We start from the raw sequence: 16613 nt of genomic DNA, 5'->3' as shown, positions 1-16613 counted from the left end.
GGAACCAGCCAAGAAAAAAGCGGCATGGGGCCGAGGCCCCTGCCGCTTTGTGGTGCGATGCCGCCGGAGTGCATCTGCGGGATCGATCTGGCGGATGCCCCGGATCAGGCCGCCTTGATGGCGTCGGGGTTGCGCAGGCGGATGTGCAGCTCGCGCAACTGCTTTTCGTCCACCGGCGAAGGCGCCTGCGTCAGCAGGTCCTGCGCACGCTGGGTCTTGGGGAAGGCGATCACGTCGCGGATCGACTCGGCACCGGTCATCAGCGTGATCAGGCGGTCCAGGCCGAAGGCGAGGCCACCATGCGGAGGCGCGCCGTACTGCAGCGCGTCCAGCAGGTAGCCGAACTTGGCCTGTGCGTCTTCGGGCGTGATCTTGAGGGCATCGAACACCTTCTTTTGCACATCGGCGCGGTGGATACGCACCGAGCCGCCACCCAGCTCCCAGCCGTTGAGCACCATGTCGTAGGCCTTGGCGATGCACTTGCCAGGGTCCGTGTCCATCAGGTCCTCATGGCCATCCTTGGGCGACGTGAAGGGGTGGTGCACGGCGGCCCAGCGGTCGTTCTCTTCGTCATGCTCGAACATCGGAAAGTCCACCACCCACAGCGGTGCCCAACGGCTTTCGAACAGGCCGTTCTTCTTGCCAAAGTCGCTGTGGCCGACCTTCAGGCGCAGTGCGCCGATGGAGTCGTTGACGATCTTTTCCTTGTCGGCACCGAAGAACAGCAGGTCGCCATCCTGGGCGCCGGTGCGCTTCAAGATCTCGGCGATGGCTGCGTCGTGCAGGTTCTTGACGATGGGGGACTGCAAACCTTCGCGGCCGTTGGCCACCTCGTTGACCTTGATCCAGGCCAGGCCCTTGGCGCCGTAGATCTTCACGAACTCGGTGTACGCGTCGATCTCGCCGCGCGAGATCTGCGCGCCGCCCGGCACGCGCAGGGCCACCACGCGGCCACCCTTGGTGGTGGCGGGCGCGGAGAACACCTTGAAGTCCACGTCCTTCATCACTTCGGTCAGCTCGGTGAATTCGAGCTTCACGCGCAGGTCGGGCTTGTCGGAGCCGAAGCGGAAAGCCGCCTCCTGGTAGGTCATGATGGGGAACTCGCCCAGGTCCACGCCCAGCTGGGTCTGGAACACCTCGGCGATCATGCGCTGGAAGATCGCGCGGATCTCTTCCTCGCCCAGGAACGAGGTCTCGCAGTCGATCTGCGTGAACTCGGGCTGGCGGTCGGCGCGCAGGTCTTCGTCGCGGAAGCACTTGGTGATCTGGTAGTAGCGGTCATAGCCGGCCACCATCAGCATCTGCTTGTACAGCTGGGGCGACTGGGGCAGCGCGAAGAACTGGCCATCGTGCACGCGGCTCGGGACCAGGTAATCGCGCGCGCCTTCGGGCGTGCTCTTGCCCAGCATGGGCGTCTCGATGTCGATGAAGCCTTCCTTGTCCAGGAAGTTGCGCACCTGGATGGCCGTCTTGTAGCGCAGCATCATGTTGCGCTGCATGTGCGGGCGGCGCAGGTCCATCACGCGGTGCGTGAGGCGGGTGGTCTCGGACAGGTTCTCGTCGTCCATCTGGAACGGAGGCGTGACCGAGGGGTTGAGCACGTTCAGCTCGTGGCACAGCACTTCGATCTGGCCGCTCTTGAGCTTGTCGTTGGTGGTGCCGTCGGGACGGGGGCGCACCAGCCCCTTGACCTGCACGCAGAACTCGTTGCGCACATCTTCGGCGGTCTTGAACATCTCGGCGCGGTCGGGGTCGCACACCACCTGCACGTAGCCTTCGCGGTCGCGCAGGTCGATGAAGATCACGCCGCCATGGTCGCGGCGACGGTTCACCCAGCCCGACAGGGTGACGGTTTGGCCCATCAGGGCTTCGGTCACAAGACCGCAATAGTGGGAACGCATGGCCATGGCAGAAACTTCCGGCGCCCAGGGGGCGCGTTAAGGGGATTACTTACTTGGATGAAACGAGCGTCGGGTCCGCCGGAGCGACCACGCCCATCGAAACAATGTATTTGAGGGCGGCGTCCACGCTCATGTCGAGCTCGACGCAGTCGCTCTTGCGCAGCATCACGAAATACCCGCCCGTGGGATTGGGCGTGGTGGGCACGTACACGCTCACGAATTCGTCGCGCAGGTAGGCCGCCACCTCGCCGTTGGGCGCCCCGGTGACGAAGGCCACGGTCCAGACGCCCTCGCGCGGCCACTGCACCAGCACGGCCTTGCGAAACGCGTTGCCGCTTTCGGAGAACAGCGTGTCCGACACCTGCTTGACGCTGGAGTAGATGGAGCGCACGACCGGGATGCGGTGCACCAGGGCATCGCCCCACTGCACGAGCTTGCGGCCCGCGAAGTTGCTGGCGATGGCGCCCACCACCAGCAGGATGAGCAGCGTGAGGACCACGCCGAAGCCGGGAATGTGGATTCCCAGCAGCTTGTCGGGGTGCCATGCGCCCGGCAGGATCTGCAGGGTCTGGTCGAGCGTGCTCACGATCCAGTTGAGCACCCACGCCGTGATGACCCCTGGCACGATCACCAGAAGGCCGGTCAACAGCCATTTGCGCAAGGCAGCCATGAAGGTACTCAGTTCGACGAAGGGGTTGTGGAGTTTGAACCGCCGCCAGCGCTTGGTGCAGCTGCGCTGGATGCTTCTTTTTTAGGAGCATCTCCGGTGCTGGCGGGAGCGGGCGCGTCGGACTTCGACTCCGGCTTGGCCTCGGTGGCGGGGGCGGAATTCCCGCCGTTGCCGCCGCGGAAATCCGTCACATACCAGCCGGAGCCCTTGAGCTGGAAACCCGCCGCGGTCACCTGCTTGGAAAAGGCCTGCGCGCCGCAGGCGGGGCAGACCGTCAGGGGCGCGTCGGAGATTTTTTGCAGCACATCCTTGGCATGGCCGCAGGAGCCGCATTTGTAGGCGTAGATAGGCATGTCAGAGTGTTGAGGGAAAGTGCAAAACCCTCAATTATAGGCGGCATGCCCCCGGCCACCGTGTCACTCCGTGCCGACGAGCCTGTGGTGCGCCGCATGGCTGTTGCGGATGGCCTGCGGGCCCAGCGAGCCGATCAGCATGCCCGCCAGCGCGGCCAGCAGCCCTGCCAGCTGGGCAGGGAAGACCGCGCCCGCGGGCGTGGCCAGGAACAGCAGCCAGGTCAGCAAGCCCAGCACGATCGCGAAGATGGCGCCCTGCGTCGTGGCGCGCTTCCAGTACAGGCCAAACACCAGGGGCACGAAGGCCCCCACCAGCGGCACCTGATAGGCGCCGGACACCAGCTCATAGATCGACGTGCCCTGCATGTAGATGGCATACGCCAGCACGAGCGCACTGAACACCAGCGTGGTGACGCGCATGGTGCGCAGGTGCTGCCTGTCCGAGCTGTGCGGGCGGAACTGGCGCCAGATGTTCTCGGTGAACGTGACGCTGGGCGCCAGCAGCGTGGCCGACGCGGTGGATTTGAGGGCCGACAGCAGCGCGCCGAAGAACAGCACCTGCATCACGAAGGGCATCTTGGACAGCACCAGCGTGGGCAGCACCTTCTGCGGGTCGTCCTTGAGCAGCTCGGCCGTCTCGGCGGGCATGATGATCAGCGCGCTGGCCACGAGGAACATGGGCACGAAGGCGAACAGGATGTAGCAGATGCCCCCGATCACCGGGCCGCGCGTGGCGGCCTGGATGTTGTTGGCCGACATCACGCGCTGGAACACGTCCTGCTGCGGAATCGAGCCGAACATCATGGTGACGCCCGCCGCGATGAAGAACACCACGTCATGGAACTTGGGCTCGGGCAGGAAGCGGAACAGCTCGCGGCTGGAGGCGAACTCGATGACCTTGCCGGCACCGCCCGCCATGTTGCCCGCGAACACCGCGATCACGGCCAGCCCCACCACCAGGATGATCATCTGGATGAAGTCGGTCACCGCCACCGACCACATGCCGCCAAACAGCGTGTAGGCCAGGATGGAGACCACGCCGATGGTCATGCCCACGGGGATGCTGATGGCGCCGGCCGACAGCAGGTTGAACACCAGCCCCAGCGCCGTGACCTGGGCAGACACCCAGCCCAGGTAGCTGAGCATGATGATGAGGGAGCAGACGATCTCCACCGTGCGGCCATAGCGCTCGCGGTAGTAGTCGCTGATGGTGAGCAGCGTCATGCGGTAGAGCTTGCCCGCGAAGAACAGGCCCACCAGGATCAGGCAGAAGCCGGCGCCGAAGGGGTCTTCGACCACGTTGCCCAGCCCGCCCTCGATGAATTTGGCCGGGATGCCCAGCACCGTTTCCGAGCCGAACCACGTTGCAAACGTGGTGGTGATGATCATGTACAGCGGCAGATGGCGCCCTGCAATGGCGAAATCCGCGGCATTCTTGACTCGCCGGGCTGCCAGCAGGCCGATGGCGATGGTGATCAACAGATAGACAATGACCAGGGTCAACAGCACGGCATGCTCCTCGATGTCGCGAAGGGGTGGGGAAGGGAAACCTAGAAAATCCGGAAACGCAGAAGCACTTGCAACTGCTGTACCAGCATCAGCGACAGCAGGCCCAGCACGAAGCCCGCGCCCACGTAGATGATGCCCTGCAGCAGGCGGTTGGTGCGCTTTTGCGCGGCCAGCAGTTCCAGCAGCTCGCGCCGATGGTCCTGCGGCTTGTGGCGCAGGTAGTCGTACAGCAGCCGGGGCAGCTCGGGAATCAGCTTGGCGTAGTGCGGCGCCTCGGCGCGCAGCTCGCGCAGCACGCGCTGCGGTCCCATCTGCTCGAGCATCCACTTCTCCAGGAAGGGCTTGGCCGTGCTCCACAGGTCCAGCTCAGGGTCGAGCTCGCGGCCCAGGCCTTCGATGTTGAGCAGTGTCTTTTGCAGGAGCACGAGCTGGGGCTGGATTTCCACATGGAACCGGCGCGAGGTCTGGAAGAGCCGCATCAGCACCATGCCCAGCGAGATTTCCTTGAGCGGCCGGTCGAAGTACGGCTCGCACACCGCGCGGATCGCCGATTCCAGATCGTTGACCCGCGTTTCGGGCGGCACCCAGCCGCTTTCGATGTGCAGTTCGGCCACGCGCTTGTAGTCGCGGCGAAAGAACGCCACGAAGTTCTGCGCGAGGTACTCCTTGTCCGATTCGGTGAGGGTGCCCACGATGCCGAAGTCGAGCGAGATGTAGCGCCCGAAGGTCGCCGGGTCCAGGCTCACCTGGATGTTGCCCGGGTGCATGTCGGCGTGGAAGAAGCCGTCGCGGAACACCTGGGTGAAGAAGATCGTGACGCCGTCGCGCGCCAGCTTGGGGATGTCCACCCCGGCATCGCGCAGGCGCTCCGTCTGGCTGATGGGCACGCCGTTCATGCGCTGCATCACCATGACCTCGGGGTGGCAGAAGTCCCAGAACATCTCGGGGATCAGCACCAGGTCCAGCCCCTGCATGTTGCGGCGCAGCTGCGCGGCGTTGGCGGCCTCGCGCACCAGGTCCAGCTCATCGTGCAGGTAGTTGTCGAACTCGGCCACCACCTCGCGGGGCTTCAGGCGCTTGCCATCCGCCGACAGGTTCTCCACCCAGCCGGCCATCATGCGCATGAGGCCCAGGTCTTTCTCGATCACCGGCAGCATGCCGGGGCGAAGCACCTTGACCGCCACCTCGCGCTCGATGCCGTGGCGGTCGCGCAGCGTGGCGAAGTGCACCTGCGCGATCGAGGCGCTGGCCACCGGCACGCGATCGAAGGACGTGAAGACCTCATCCACGGGCCTGCGGAACGCCCGCTCGATGGTGGCGATCGCCACCTCGGGATGGAACGGGGGCACGCGGTCCTGCAGCCGGGCGAGCTCGTCGGCCACGTCGGGCGGCAGCAGGTCGCGCCGGGTCGAAAGCACCTGGCCGAACTTGACGAAGATGGGCCCCAGCCGCTCCAGCGCCAGGCGAAGCCGCTGGCCCCGGGGGGCGTCCAGGTTGCGCCCGAACGACAGGATGCGCGACACCGGCCGCAGCCAGGGCTTCTGGAAGCTGTCGAGCACCAGGCCGTCCAGGCCGTACCGGAACCCCACCCAGAGGATGGCGGCGCCCCGCAGGAATTGCTTCATGCGCCGGCCCGGTCGGAGCCGCTGGCCGGCGCTGCCGGCATGGGGGGCACGGGCACGGCCGCAAAGGACGACGGCGCCACGCGCGCGCCCACGAACTGGCGCAGCGCCTGCGCGGCGCGGCGCGCAACCTGCGCCACCGTGTGCGCCGGGGCATCGCCGATCACGCGTGCGAGGTCTTCCTCGACATCCCAGCGCACATGGTCGACCAGCCAGTTGATCTCGGCGGCCAGCTGCACATCGCCTTCGATGCGGATGGAGGGCTTGTCCCCCCGCAGGGCCGCCTGGGCGAGCGTGAGCGGCGAGCTCTCGGTCACTTCAAGGCGCAGGTCGGGCGCCGCGGTCTCGGGCGCCAGGTTGAACAGGCCTGCGGGCGTGATGACAAGCGCCATCGAATAGGCGCGCCACTGCACGCGGGCGATGCGCCCCTTCTGGCGCACCAGACGGTCGGTGGCCTCCTTTTCCCGCATCAGGACATGGTTGAGGAACAGCACCATGCGCTGCTGCATCTCGTGCACCAGCCACTGCGGAGGTTGGGGGCCGGCGGCCACACGCTCGAAGAGGCCGTCCAGAAACGAAAAAGGGGACTGTGGTGTTGCCATAGTCCCCGATTATTCCCTGAACTGGGATAGCCCCAAATGGGGGTATCTCCTTTATTACTGCAGGGCCTGCACCCCTGCCACCAGCCAGCCGCTGCTGCCCGCCTTGGGCTTGGTCATGTTCCAGACCTCGCGGAACGGGCTCGGGCCCGCGGAGGGTTCCTCGCGGATCATGCCGGAGAACTCGACGCTGGCCATGTAGCCGTCGCCCAGGTCCTCGATGCCCAGCAACTGGGCCTCGATCATGACCACGTCCGTGTGGTTGGGCTGCACGCCGCGGTGCGCTTCGCGCTCGGTCAGCTGGGTGCGGATCTCGTCCAGCATGCTGTCCGTCATCATGGAACGCAGCGTGGTGATGTCCGAGCGGTCCCAGGCGGCCTGCAGCGTGACGAAGTTGCGCTTGGCGGCGGACAGGAACCCTTCGGTGTCGAAATCGGCCGGAACGCCCCAGTTCTGCGAGCCCGACAGACCCGAACCGATGACCACACCCGTGCCGGCCCCGCCCTGCGCTGCGCGCGAGGCATCGAACGCCATGCTGCTGCGCTCCCAGGGGCGCGCCGAGGCGTCGTTGCCCACGTTGTTGGGGCTGTACTGCGGAGGCACCTGCGCAGCCGCCGGCGAGGCGGCCCCTGCCCCCTGGAAGGCGAACGGCGCGCCTCCAGCGGCACCACCGCCCTGGCTGGCGCCACTGCGCGCGCGCATCACCATCTTGAAGATGGCGAACGCGGCCAGCGCCAGCAGCGCGATCATCAAAATATTGCCGAACCCTGCGCCCAGGCCCAGCGAACTGGCCAGCCAGGCCAGGCCCAGGCCCGCGGCCAGGCCACCCAGCATCGCGCCCCAGGGCTTCTTCGCAGCCGCGGCGGCAGGTGCCGCGCCCGCCGTGGCCGGCTTGGCGCCTGCCGCATTGGTCGCGTTCTGTGCCGGAGCCCCCGGCGTTGCGGGCGGCGTTGCCGACTCGCGCTGCGTCACATTGCTCGACTGCTTGCCCACCGATTTGCCACCAGCCAGTCGCCGGGCGTCGGCATCGGCGTGTGCAAACGCCAGCATCGCGACCAACACCACAGACCACAGTTTCATCATGACTTCTCCGTCTCCGTTAATGACCGAGCGAAACGCTCACTCAGCACTTGATTCCAACATGCAGGGCCACGATTCCCCCCGTCATGTTGTGATAGTCCACATGCCCAAAGCCATTTTTCTGCATGAGGCTTTTGAGTTCTTCCTGTCCCGGGTGCATGCGGATGGACTCCGCCAGGTAGCGGTAGCTGGCATCGTCGCCCGCCACCAGCTTGCCCAGCTGGGGCAGCACCTTGAACGAATACCAGTCATACACTTTTTCCAGCGGCTTGGCCACCTTCGAGAATTCGAGCACCAGCAGCTTGCCGCCGGGCTTGAGCACGCGGCACATCTCGGCGATGGCCTGGTCCTTGTGCGTCATGTTGCGCAGGCCGAAGGCCACGCTCACCACGTCGAAATGCGCATCCGGGAACGGCAGCTTTTCGGCATCGCAGACCAGCGTGGGCAGCACCACGCCCGCATCGATGAGACGGTCGCGGCCCACGCGCAGCATGGCTTCGTTGATGTCGGTATGCACCACGCGCCCCGTGGCGCCCACCTTCTTCGAAAATGCCAGCGCGAGATCGCCCGTGCCGCCCGCGATGTCCAGCACCTGGCTGCCCTCGCCGAGGTTGGCCACCATCACGGTGTAGGCCTTCCAGGCGCGGTGCAGGCCGGCCGACATGAGGTCGTTCATCACATCGTATTTGGAGGCGACCGAATCGAACACGCCACGCACGCGGCGCGCCTTTTCCTGCTCGTCGACCGACTGAAAACCAAAATGTGTGGTGCTCATAAGAATCATGCTAGGCGCGCAAGCGCCAGAGGTACAGCGACAACCCCGCACTGAAATGGGGCTTGTGTCGCAATTAGGACAACGCCATCAAAGAGAAAACAGCCGCTACCGCTTGCCTATATTGCGCTGGAAGCTCTTCTTTCAATAGCACATTGGTTAACAAGGGCTTAGGGGCTGCCCTTCAGTGACCGCCACAGGCATGCCCGCCTGCACCACCCTTGGGCGCCATCGGCGCGTCGCGGTCCACGCCCGCCGCGGCCAGGCGCTCGGTGTACTGCGTCCACAGCGCGTCCTGCTTCTGGCCCAGTTCGTAGAGGTAGTCCCAGGTGAAGATGCCGCTGTCGTGGCCGTCCGAGAACGTGGGCTTGACCGCGTAGTTGCCCACGGGCTCCAGGTTGACCAGCGTGACCTCCCGCTTGCCCGTCTGCAGCACTTCCTGGCCCGGGCCATGACCCTGCACTTCGGCCGACGGTGAATACACCCGCATCAGCTCAAACGGAATGCGGAACGTGGCGTCATCGGAGAACCCCACTTCGAGCACCCGTGATGCTTCGTGCACCGTGATTGCCTGCGGCGTGGGCGCGCCCGCTTTCAAACCTGCCATGGATTCACCTGTGAGAAAACTGTTGTCAGAAAAGGCGGTTGTGATTGTCCCACCCGCCGCAGACCCCACCGCCCAGAGGGCCGGCAGACGCACCGACTCCTGACAGAGCGCCAGTCACGCAGTAGCCAGGGTCGCCAGTTGCTGGCGCAAGGCGCTTTCCAGCGCTGGCAGCAGCGCCTGCACGGAAGCCTCTTGCGCCACAGGGCTGGGGCGCTGCGCAGCCGCCCACACGGGTGAGGGAAAGTGACTGTCCCAGTCAAACCGCGCAATCACATGCCAGTGCAGGTGCGGCACCATGTTGCCCAGCGCCGCGATGTTGACCTTGGTGGGCGACAGGTGCTGGCGCAGGGCCTGCTCCACCACCGTCACGGCCTCCATGCAGTGGGCACGTTCGGCAGCAGCCAGGTCAGAGAACTCGGCTACATGCGCATTCCAGACCACGCGGTAGAAGGCAGGAAACCCCGCCTCCTGCGCACGGATGACACGCAGGCGCTCACCGCGCCAGACCAGTGCGCCACCGTCTTCAGCGCACAACGGGCAGGCCGTCACACCAGCACCCGCTCGATGCCGCCGTTGTTGGCGCGCTGCACATAGTCCGGCATCCAGTTCTCGCCCAGGATCTCGCGCGCCATCTCGACCACGATGTAGTCGGCTTCGAGCAGGCCGTTGTTCAGGTCGCCTTCGTAGCGGTTCAGGCCCTGCAGGCAGCTGGGGCAGCTGGTGAGGATCTTCACGTTGTCCTGCGCGCCGACGGCGCCGCTGGCACGCAACTGGGCCTCGCCCTTCTTGATTTCTTCTTCCTTGCGGAAGCGCACCTGCGTGGACACATCCGGGCGCGTCACGCCCAGCGTGCCGGACTCTCCGCAGCAGCGTTCGCTCTTCAGGACCTGCTCGCCCACCAGCGCCTTCACGGTCTTCATCGAGTCCTGCAGCTTCATCGGGTTGTGGCAAGGCTCGTGGTACAGGTACGCCCCCTTGCCCTGCAGGCTGACACCCTTCTCCAGCAGGTACTCGTGGATGTCGATGATCCGGCTGCCCGGGAAGATCTTGTCGAATTCGTAGCCCTGCAGCTGGTCGTAGCAGGTGCCACAGCTCACCACCACGGTCTTGATGTCAAGGTAGTTGAGCGTGTTGGCCACGCGGTGGAAGAGCACCCGGTTGTCGGTGATCATCTTCTCGGCCTTGTCGAACTGGCCCGAGCCGCGCTGGGGGTAGCCGCAGCACAGGTAGCCCGGGGGCAGCACGGTTTGCACCCCGGTGTGCCACAGCATGGCCTGCGTGGCCAGGCCGACCTGGCTGAACAGGCGCTCCGAGCCACACCCCGGGAAATAGAACACCGCTTCCGTCTCGGCCGTGGTGGTGGCCGGGTTGCGGATGATGGGCACGTAGTCCTTGTCCTCGATATCGAGCAGTGCGCGCGCCGTCTTCTTGGGCAATCCCCCCGGCAGCTTCTTGTTGATGAAATGGATCACCTGCTCCTTGATCGGAGCCGTGCCCACCGTCGCGGGCGGCTTGGCCGTCTGCTTGCGGCCCACCTTGCGCAGCAGGTCCACGGCCAGGCGCTGGGCCTTGAAGCCCACGTCCACCATGGCCGAACGCATGAACTTGATGGTGTCCGGATTCGTGGCGTTGAGCATGGTCATCGCCAGCGCGTTGCCAGGCCGGAAGGTTTTCTTGCCCATCTTGCGCAGCAGGTTGCGCATGTTCATGGTGACGTCGCCGAAGTCGATCTTCACCGGGCAGGGGCTCTCGCATTTGTGGCACACCGTGCAGTGGTCCGCCACGTCCTCGAACTCCTGCCAGTGCTTGATGCTCACGCCGCGGCGGGTCTGCTCTTCGTACAAAAACGCCTCGACCAGCAGCGAGGTGGCCAGGATCTTGTTGCGCGGGCTGTAGAGCAGGTTGGCGCGCGGCACGTGCGTGGAGCACACGGGCTTGCACTTGCCGCAGCGCAGGCAGTCCTTGACCGAATCGGCGATCGCGCCGATGTCGCTCTGCTGCATGATCAGCGACTCGTGCCCCATGAGGCCGAAGCTGGGCGTGTAGGCATTGGTCAGGTCGGCATGCAAGGCGGCGGGCCTGGAAGCCGGCTTGGAAGCCAGATGGGCCTCCAGCGCTTTCCCATCCAGCGCAGGCAGCTCCTGATTTCGGAGCAATTTTCCTTTGTTGAAGCGCCCTTCGGGGTCCACCCGCTGCTTGTACTGCGCGAACGGCAGCAGCTCGGCGTCGGTCAGGAACTCCAGCTTGGTGATGCCGATGCCGTGCTCGCCCGAGATCACGCCGTCCAGGCTGCGCGCCAGCACCATGATGCGCTCGACCGCCTCGTGCGCGGTCTGCAGCATTTCATAGTCGTCGCTGTTGACTGGCAGGTTGGTGTGCACGTTGCCGTCGCCAGCGTGCATGTGCAGCGCCACCCACACGCGGCCCTTGAGCACGCGCTTGTGGATGGCCGTGGCTTCGTCCAGGATGGGCTGGAACGCCGCGCCCGCGAAGATGCCCGATAGGGGGGCGCGCAGCTGGGTCTTCCAACTCGCGCGCAGGGTGTGGTCCTGCAGCTGCGGGAACAGGGGTTCGACATCCTGCAGCCAGCCGGCCCACAGCGCGCGCACCTCGGCCACCAGCGCCAGGGCTTGCGCCACGCGGTCCTCCAGCAGTTCGGCCGAGGGGATTTCGCTCGCGTCGTCGTGCTTGCCCAGCGGCAGGTTGCCGCGCTCGAAGAACTCGGTGAGCGCGTCGCACAGCTTGATCTTGTTGCGCAGGGACAGCTCGATGTTGATGCGCTCGATGCCGTCGGTGTACTCGGCCATGCGCGGCAGCGGGATCACCACGTCTTCGTTGATCTTGAAGGCGTTGGTGTGGCGGCTGATGGCGGCCGTGCGCTTGCGGTCCAGCCAGAATTTCTTGCGCGCCTCGGGGCTGATGGCGATGAAGCCTTCGCCGCTGCGCGAGTTGGCGATGCGCACGACCTCGCTGGTGATGCGCGCCACGTCGTCGGCGTTGTCGCCCGCGATGTCGCCGAACAGCACCATCTTGGGCAGGCCGCCCCCGTGCTTCTTGCTCTTGGTGGCGTAGCCCACCGCTTTCAGGTAGCGGTCGTCCAGGTGCTCCAGGCCGGCCAGCAGCACGCCCGAGCGCTTTTGCTCGGCGAACATGAAGTCCTTGATCTCCACGATGCTGGGCACGGCGTCCTTGGCGTTGCCAAAGAACTCCAGGCACACGGTGCGCGTGTGCTCGGGCATGCGGTGCACCACCCAGCGCGCGCTGGTGATCAGGCCGTCACAGCCTTCCTTCTGGATGCCGGGCAGGCCCGAGAGGAACTTGTCCGTCACGTCCTTGCCCAGGCCTTCCTTGCGGAAGGTGCGGCCCGGGATGGCCAGGCGCTCGGTGCGCACGGGCGTCTTGCCGTCGGCCTCGAAGTACTGCAGCTCGAAGGTGGCCGTCTCCACGTCATGGATCTTGCCCATGTTGTGGTCCAGGCGGGTCACTTCGAGCCACTGGGCGTCGGGCGTGACCATGCGCCAGCTGGCCAGGTTGTCCAGCGCCGTGCCCCACAGCACGGCCTTCTTGCCGCCCGCGTTCATGGCGATGTTGCCGCCGATGCAGCTGGCTTCGGCGCTGGTCGGGTCCACGGCAAACACAAAACCCGCACGCTCGGCCGCATCGGCCACGCGCTGGGTGACCACGCCGGCCTCTGTCCACACCGTGCCCACTTCGCGGTCCATGCCCGGCAGGCGGCGCATTTCCACCTCGGTCATGGCTTCGAGCTTTTCGGTGTTGATGACCACGCTTTTCCACGTCAGCGGGATGGCGCCGCCGGTGTAGCCGGTGCCGCCTCCGCGGGGAATGATGGTCAGGCCCAGTTCGATGCAGCCCTTGACCAGGCCTGCCATCTCGGTTTCCGTGTCCGGCGTGAGCACCACGAACGGGTACTCGACGCGCCAGTCGGTCGCGTCGGTCACGTGGCTCACGCGCGAGAGGCCGTCGAACTTGATGTTGTCCTTGGCCGTCAGGCGGCCCAGGGTCTTCTGGATCTGGCGGCGCAGCTGCGCGGCCTGCTCGAAGGTGGCGTTGAATTCGGCCACGGCGCGGCGCGCCGCCACCACCAGTTCGCCGACCAGGCGGTCGCGCCCGGCGTCGTCGTCGGGGGTGCGGCGCTTGTCGATCTCGGCCAGGCGGTGCTGCAGGGCATCGACCAGCAGCTTGCGGCGGTTGGGGTTGTCCAGCAGGTCGTCCTGCAGGTAGGGGTTGCGCTGCACGACCCAGATATCGCCCAGCACCTCATACAGCATGCGGGCGGAGCGCCCGGTGCGGCGCTCCTTGCGCAATTGGTCCAGCACGTCCCAGGCCGGGGACCCCAGCAGGCGGATCACGATCTCCCGGTCGGAGAACGAGGTGTAGTTATAGGGAATCTCGCGCAGACGCACGGGCTCGGCAGCCTGCATCTGCAAGGCAGCCAACGCAATCGGAACATTCATGGGGGTCTACCTGGGGTGGGGGCGTGATTTTATGCCACCGTGCCTTCCCTTGCCGGCGCCCGCCCCGCCCAGGCCCCCCCCGTTCAGAACAGCACCCGGCTGCGCAGCGTGCCGCCGACCTTCGCCAGCTTGTCCAGCGCCAGATCGGACGAGGCCGCGTCGATGTCGATGACCACGTAGCCGATCTTCTCGTTGGTCTGCAGGTACTGGGCCGAGATGTTGATCTGGTTGTCCGAGAAGATGCGGTTGATCTCCGACAGCACGCCCGGCACGTTGCGGTGGATGTGCAGCAGGCGATGCTTGCCAGGGTGCGCGGGCAGCGCGACCTCGGGGAAATTGACCGACGAGGTGCTGGTGCCGTTGTCGCTGTACTTCACGAGCTTTTCCGCCACTTCAAGGCCGATGTTGGCCTGCGCCTCCATGGTGGAGCCGCCGACATGGGGCGTGAGGATCACGTTGTCCAGCCCGCGCAGGGGCGACTGGAACTCGTCCTTGTTGGTGCGCGGCTCCACCGGGAACACATCGATGGCGGCGCCCAGCAGTTTCTTGGCCTTGAGGGCCCCGGCCAGGGCCTCGATATCCACCACCGTGCCGCGCGCGGCGTTGATGAGGATGCCCCCGGGCTTCATGGCGGCGATCTCGGCCGCGCCGATCATTCCCTCGGTGGACGGCAGCTCGGGCACGTGCAGGCTCACGATGTCGCTCTGGCCCAGCAGGTCGTGCAGATGCTGCACCTGGCGCGCGTTGCCCAGGGGCAGCTTGCTCACCACGTCGAAGAAGGCCACCTGCATGCCCATGGCCTCGGCCAGCACCGACAGCTGCGTGCCGATGGAGCCGTAGCCCACGATGCCCAGCGTCTTGCCCCGGATCTCATAGGCGTTGTCGGCCGACTTGAGCCAGCCCCCACGGTGGGCCACCGCGTTTTTCTCCGGAATGCCGCGCAGCAGCAGGATGGCCTCGGCCAGCACCAGCTCGGCCACCGAACGGGTGTTGGAATACGGGGCATTGAAAACGGCAATGCCGCGCTCGCGCGCCGCGTTCAGGTCCACCTGGTTGGTGCCGATGCAAAAACAGCCCACGGCCACCAGCTTGTGCGCCTGCGCAAACACCTCCTCGGTGAGCTGCGTGCGCGAACGGATGCCCACGAAGTGCACGTCGGCAATCTTGCGCTTGAGTTCGTCGTCGGGCAGCGCGCCGGACACCGTCTCGATCTGGGTGTAGCCGGCACCGCGGATCACATCCACCGCGGAAGGGTGGATGCCCTCGAGCAACAGGAATTTGATCTTGTTCTTGTCCAGCGAATTGATGGCCATGGCAATAAGGAAGAAGGAGGAGAGGGGGAAAAGAAACCGGCGCGCGACGACGCGAACGAACCGGCGCGGCAGAGGCCTGCGCGCGACCGACAGCATGGTGCATTGCACAAAACCTTGCAAGCCTCGGCAAATGCGCCACACCTTGTCACAAAAGAGTCACAATCGCTTCCCTCATGGGGACCCCAAGGGGTTTCCCCGGTTGTTGCAAGCGACAGGCTCATGCGACAACGACATATCAATGTCACATCGGCTGCATAGCATCCGGCCCTTGTGCTTTTTGTCATCCTCGGAGGAAATATTCATGCAAACGAAGCATCTGGCGGTCTGCGCTGCCATCGCCATGTCGGCGTGCCTGCCTGCACAAGCCCAGGCTCAGGCGCCGGTCGAGATTCAGTGGTGGCATTCGATGAGCGCAGCGCTCGGCGATTGGGTCAACGACCTGGCAAAACAGTACAACGCGAGCCAGACCAAGTACAAGGTCGTGCCCACCTACAAGGGCACGTATGACGAATCGATGACGGGTGCCATCGCCGCGTTCCGTGCGGGCAATGCACCCCACATCCTCCAGGTGTTCGAAGTAGGCACCGCCACCATGATGGCCAGCAAGGGTGCCATCGTGCCCGCGGCCAAGGTGCTCAATGACGGCGGCTTCAAGTTCGACCCCACCCAGTACGTGTCGGCCGTGGCCGGCTACTACACCGCGCCCAACGGCCAGATGCTGAGCTACCCGCTCAACAGCTCCACCACCATCTTCTATTACAACAAGGACGCCTTCAAGAAGGCGGGCCTGGACCCCAACACCCCGCCCAAGACATGGCCCGAGGTGTTCGCCGCCGCGTCCAAGCTCAAGGCCAGCGGCCACAGCTGCCCGTTCACCACGAGCTGGATCAGCTGGACGCAGCTGGAGAGCTTCTCGCTGTGGCACAACACGCTGTTCGCGTCCAAGAACAACGGCTTTGACGGCAACGACGCCCAGCTGCAGATCAACACGCCGCTGCACGTGCGCCACTTCGAGAACCTGGCCAAGGCCTCCAAGGACGGCAGCTTCGTCTACAAGGGCCGCGGCAATGTGCCGGACGCGTCCTTCCCCTCGGGCGAGTGCGCCATGATCACGGGCTCGTCGGGCCTGTACGCCCGCGTGGCCAAGGAAGCCAAGTTCGCCTATGGCATCTCGGCCCTGCCCTACTACGCCGACGTGAAGGGCGCGCCCCAGAACACCGCCATCGGCGGCGCCAGCCTCTGGGTGATGGCCGGCAAGAAGTCCGAAGAGTACAAGGGCGTGGCCGACTTCCTGAACTTCCTGAACGACACCAAGGTGCAGGCGGCCAGCCACCAGCGCACGGGCTACCTGCCCGTGACCACGGCCGCCTACAAGCTCACCGAAGCCTCGGGCTTCTATGAAAAGAACCCCGGCACCGACGTCGCCGTCACGCAGATGATCCGCAAGGCCACCGACAAGTCGCGCGGCATCCGCCTGGGCAACTTCGTGCAGATCCGTTCCATCATCGACGAGGAAACCGAACAGATCTGGTCGGGCAAGAAGACCCCCAAGGAGGCGCTGGACACGGCCGTGACCCGCGGCAACGAACAGCTGGCCCGGTTCGCGCGCGCCAACAAGTAAGTTCTGACGAGCGCCTATGGATGCGACCGGGCCCTTGCGGCCTGGGGACATCGAAAGCCCGCCGCCCCTGTAAACCCCTGCGGTTCACTGG

General features: G+C 65.5%; 13 protein-coding genes. 1 reads left to right on the top strand and 12 read right to left on the bottom strand.

All coding sequences use genetic code 11. The features are described 5' to 3' along the window. Positions 1–104 precede the first annotated feature (104 nt). From aspS to serA, 12 genes are all read right to left on the bottom strand, one after another. Positions 105–1907: an aspartate--tRNA ligase gene (aspS, locus tag AC3RCE_RS05840; protein WP_218341531.1), complete on the bottom strand. Its 1803-nt coding sequence runs from the start codon at positions 1905–1907 to the stop codon at positions 105–107. Between the two features lie 43 nt (positions 1908–1950). Further along, complete coding sequence (locus AC3RCE_RS05835; RefSeq protein WP_218293504.1) at positions 1951–2571, bottom strand: DUF502 domain-containing protein; 621 nt, start codon at positions 2569–2571, stop codon at positions 1951–1953. Positions 2572–2579: 8 nt separating this feature from the next. Next, positions 2580–2924, bottom strand: a complete 345-nt coding sequence (locus AC3RCE_RS05830; protein ID WP_492254706.1) for an FmdB family zinc ribbon protein — start codon at positions 2922–2924, stop codon at positions 2580–2582. Between the two features lie 63 nt (positions 2925–2987). After that, entirely contained in the window at positions 2988–4433 is a 1446-nt protein-coding gene (locus tag AC3RCE_RS05825) for a high affinity choline transporter 1 (RefSeq protein ID WP_218341533.1), read from the bottom strand. A 41-nt stretch (positions 4434–4474) separates the two neighbouring features. Further along, positions 4475–6058, bottom strand: coding sequence for a ubiquinone biosynthesis regulatory protein kinase UbiB (ubiB, locus tag AC3RCE_RS05820; RefSeq protein ID WP_492254705.1), 1584 nt, complete (start codon positions 6056–6058; stop codon positions 4475–4477). After that, positions 6055–6657, bottom strand: a complete 603-nt coding sequence (locus tag AC3RCE_RS05815) for a hypothetical protein (protein WP_492254704.1) — start codon at positions 6655–6657, stop codon at positions 6055–6057. Before AC3RCE_RS05815 ends, ubiB begins: the two co-directional genes overlap by 4 nt. 54 nt (positions 6658–6711) lie before the next feature. Continuing rightward, a complete protein-coding gene (locus tag AC3RCE_RS05810; RefSeq protein ID WP_218293499.1) occupies positions 6712–7737 on the bottom strand; it encodes a Tim44 domain-containing protein in 1026 nt (341 codons plus the stop codon). A gap of 40 nt (positions 7738–7777) precedes the next feature. After that, positions 7778–8509, bottom strand: a complete 732-nt coding sequence (gene ubiE / locus AC3RCE_RS05805) for a bifunctional demethylmenaquinone methyltransferase/2-methoxy-6-polyprenyl-1,4-benzoquinol methylase UbiE (protein ID WP_218293498.1) — start codon at positions 8507–8509, stop codon at positions 7778–7780. Between the two features lie 181 nt (positions 8510–8690). Then, complete coding sequence (locus tag AC3RCE_RS05800; RefSeq protein WP_218293497.1) at positions 8691–9113, bottom strand: gamma-butyrobetaine hydroxylase family protein; 423 nt, start codon at positions 9111–9113, stop codon at positions 8691–8693. A 114-nt stretch (positions 9114–9227) separates the two neighbouring features. After that, a complete protein-coding gene (locus AC3RCE_RS05795) occupies positions 9228–9647 on the bottom strand; it encodes an HIT family protein (RefSeq protein WP_369641674.1) in 420 nt (139 codons plus the stop codon). Positions 9648–9658: 11 nt separating this feature from the next. Then, positions 9659–13588: a DUF3683 domain-containing protein gene (locus tag AC3RCE_RS05790; protein WP_492254703.1), complete on the bottom strand. Its 3930-nt coding sequence runs from the start codon at positions 13586–13588 to the stop codon at positions 9659–9661. An 83-nt stretch (positions 13589–13671) separates the two neighbouring features. Next, entirely contained in the window at positions 13672–14901 is a 1230-nt protein-coding gene (serA, locus tag AC3RCE_RS05785) for a phosphoglycerate dehydrogenase (protein WP_218293494.1), read from the bottom strand. A gap of 301 nt (positions 14902–15202) precedes the next feature. Between serA and ugpB the strand changes: the two genes are divergently transcribed. After that, positions 15203–16522, top strand: coding sequence for a sn-glycerol-3-phosphate ABC transporter substrate-binding protein UgpB (gene ugpB, locus AC3RCE_RS05780; protein WP_218340308.1), 1320 nt, complete (start codon positions 15203–15205; stop codon positions 16520–16522). Positions 16523–16613 lie beyond the last annotated feature (91 nt).

This window comes from Acidovorax sp. GW823-FHT05D11 (assembly GCF_058795695.1).
The sequence above is the reverse complement of the archived record's forward strand: the minus strand, read 5'-3'. Positions and strand labels throughout refer to the sequence as shown.

What these genes read in the sequence shown, in the direction of transcription:
- aspS (WP_218341531.1), bottom strand. Translation starts at nt 1,907, where the DNA reads ATGGCCATGCGTTCCCACTATTGCGGTCTTGTGACCGAAGCCCTGATG.
- AC3RCE_RS05835 (WP_218293504.1), bottom strand. Translation starts at nt 2,571, where the DNA reads ATGGCTGCCTTGCGCAAATGGCTGTTGACCGGCCTTCTGGTGATCGTG.
- AC3RCE_RS05830 (WP_492254706.1), bottom strand. Translation starts at nt 2,924, where the DNA reads ATGCCTATCTACGCCTACAAATGCGGCTCCTGCGGCCATGCCAAGGAT.
- ubiB (WP_492254705.1), bottom strand. Translation starts at nt 6,058, where the DNA reads ATGAAGCAATTCCTGCGGGGCGCCGCCATCCTCTGGGTGGGGTTCCGG.
- AC3RCE_RS05815 (WP_492254704.1), bottom strand. Translation starts at nt 6,657, where the DNA reads ATGGCAACACCACAGTCCCCTTTTTCGTTTCTGGACGGCCTCTTCGAG.
- AC3RCE_RS05810 (WP_218293499.1), bottom strand. Translation starts at nt 7,737, where the DNA reads ATGATGAAACTGTGGTCTGTGGTGTTGGTCGCGATGCTGGCGTTTGCA.
- ubiE (WP_218293498.1), bottom strand. Translation starts at nt 8,509, where the DNA reads ATGAGCACCACACATTTTGGTTTTCAGTCGGTCGACGAGCAGGAAAAG.
- AC3RCE_RS05800 (WP_218293497.1), bottom strand. Translation starts at nt 9,113, where the DNA reads ATGGCAGGTTTGAAAGCGGGCGCGCCCACGCCGCAGGCAATCACGGTG.
- AC3RCE_RS05790 (WP_492254703.1), bottom strand. Translation starts at nt 13,588, where the DNA reads ATGAATGTTCCGATTGCGTTGGCTGCCTTGCAGATGCAGGCTGCCGAG.
- serA (WP_218293494.1), bottom strand. Translation starts at nt 14,901, where the DNA reads ATGGCCATCAATTCGCTGGACAAGAACAAGATCAAATTCCTGTTGCTC.
- ugpB (WP_218340308.1), top strand. Translation starts at nt 15,203, where the DNA reads ATGCAAACGAAGCATCTGGCGGTCTGCGCTGCCATCGCCATGTCGGCG.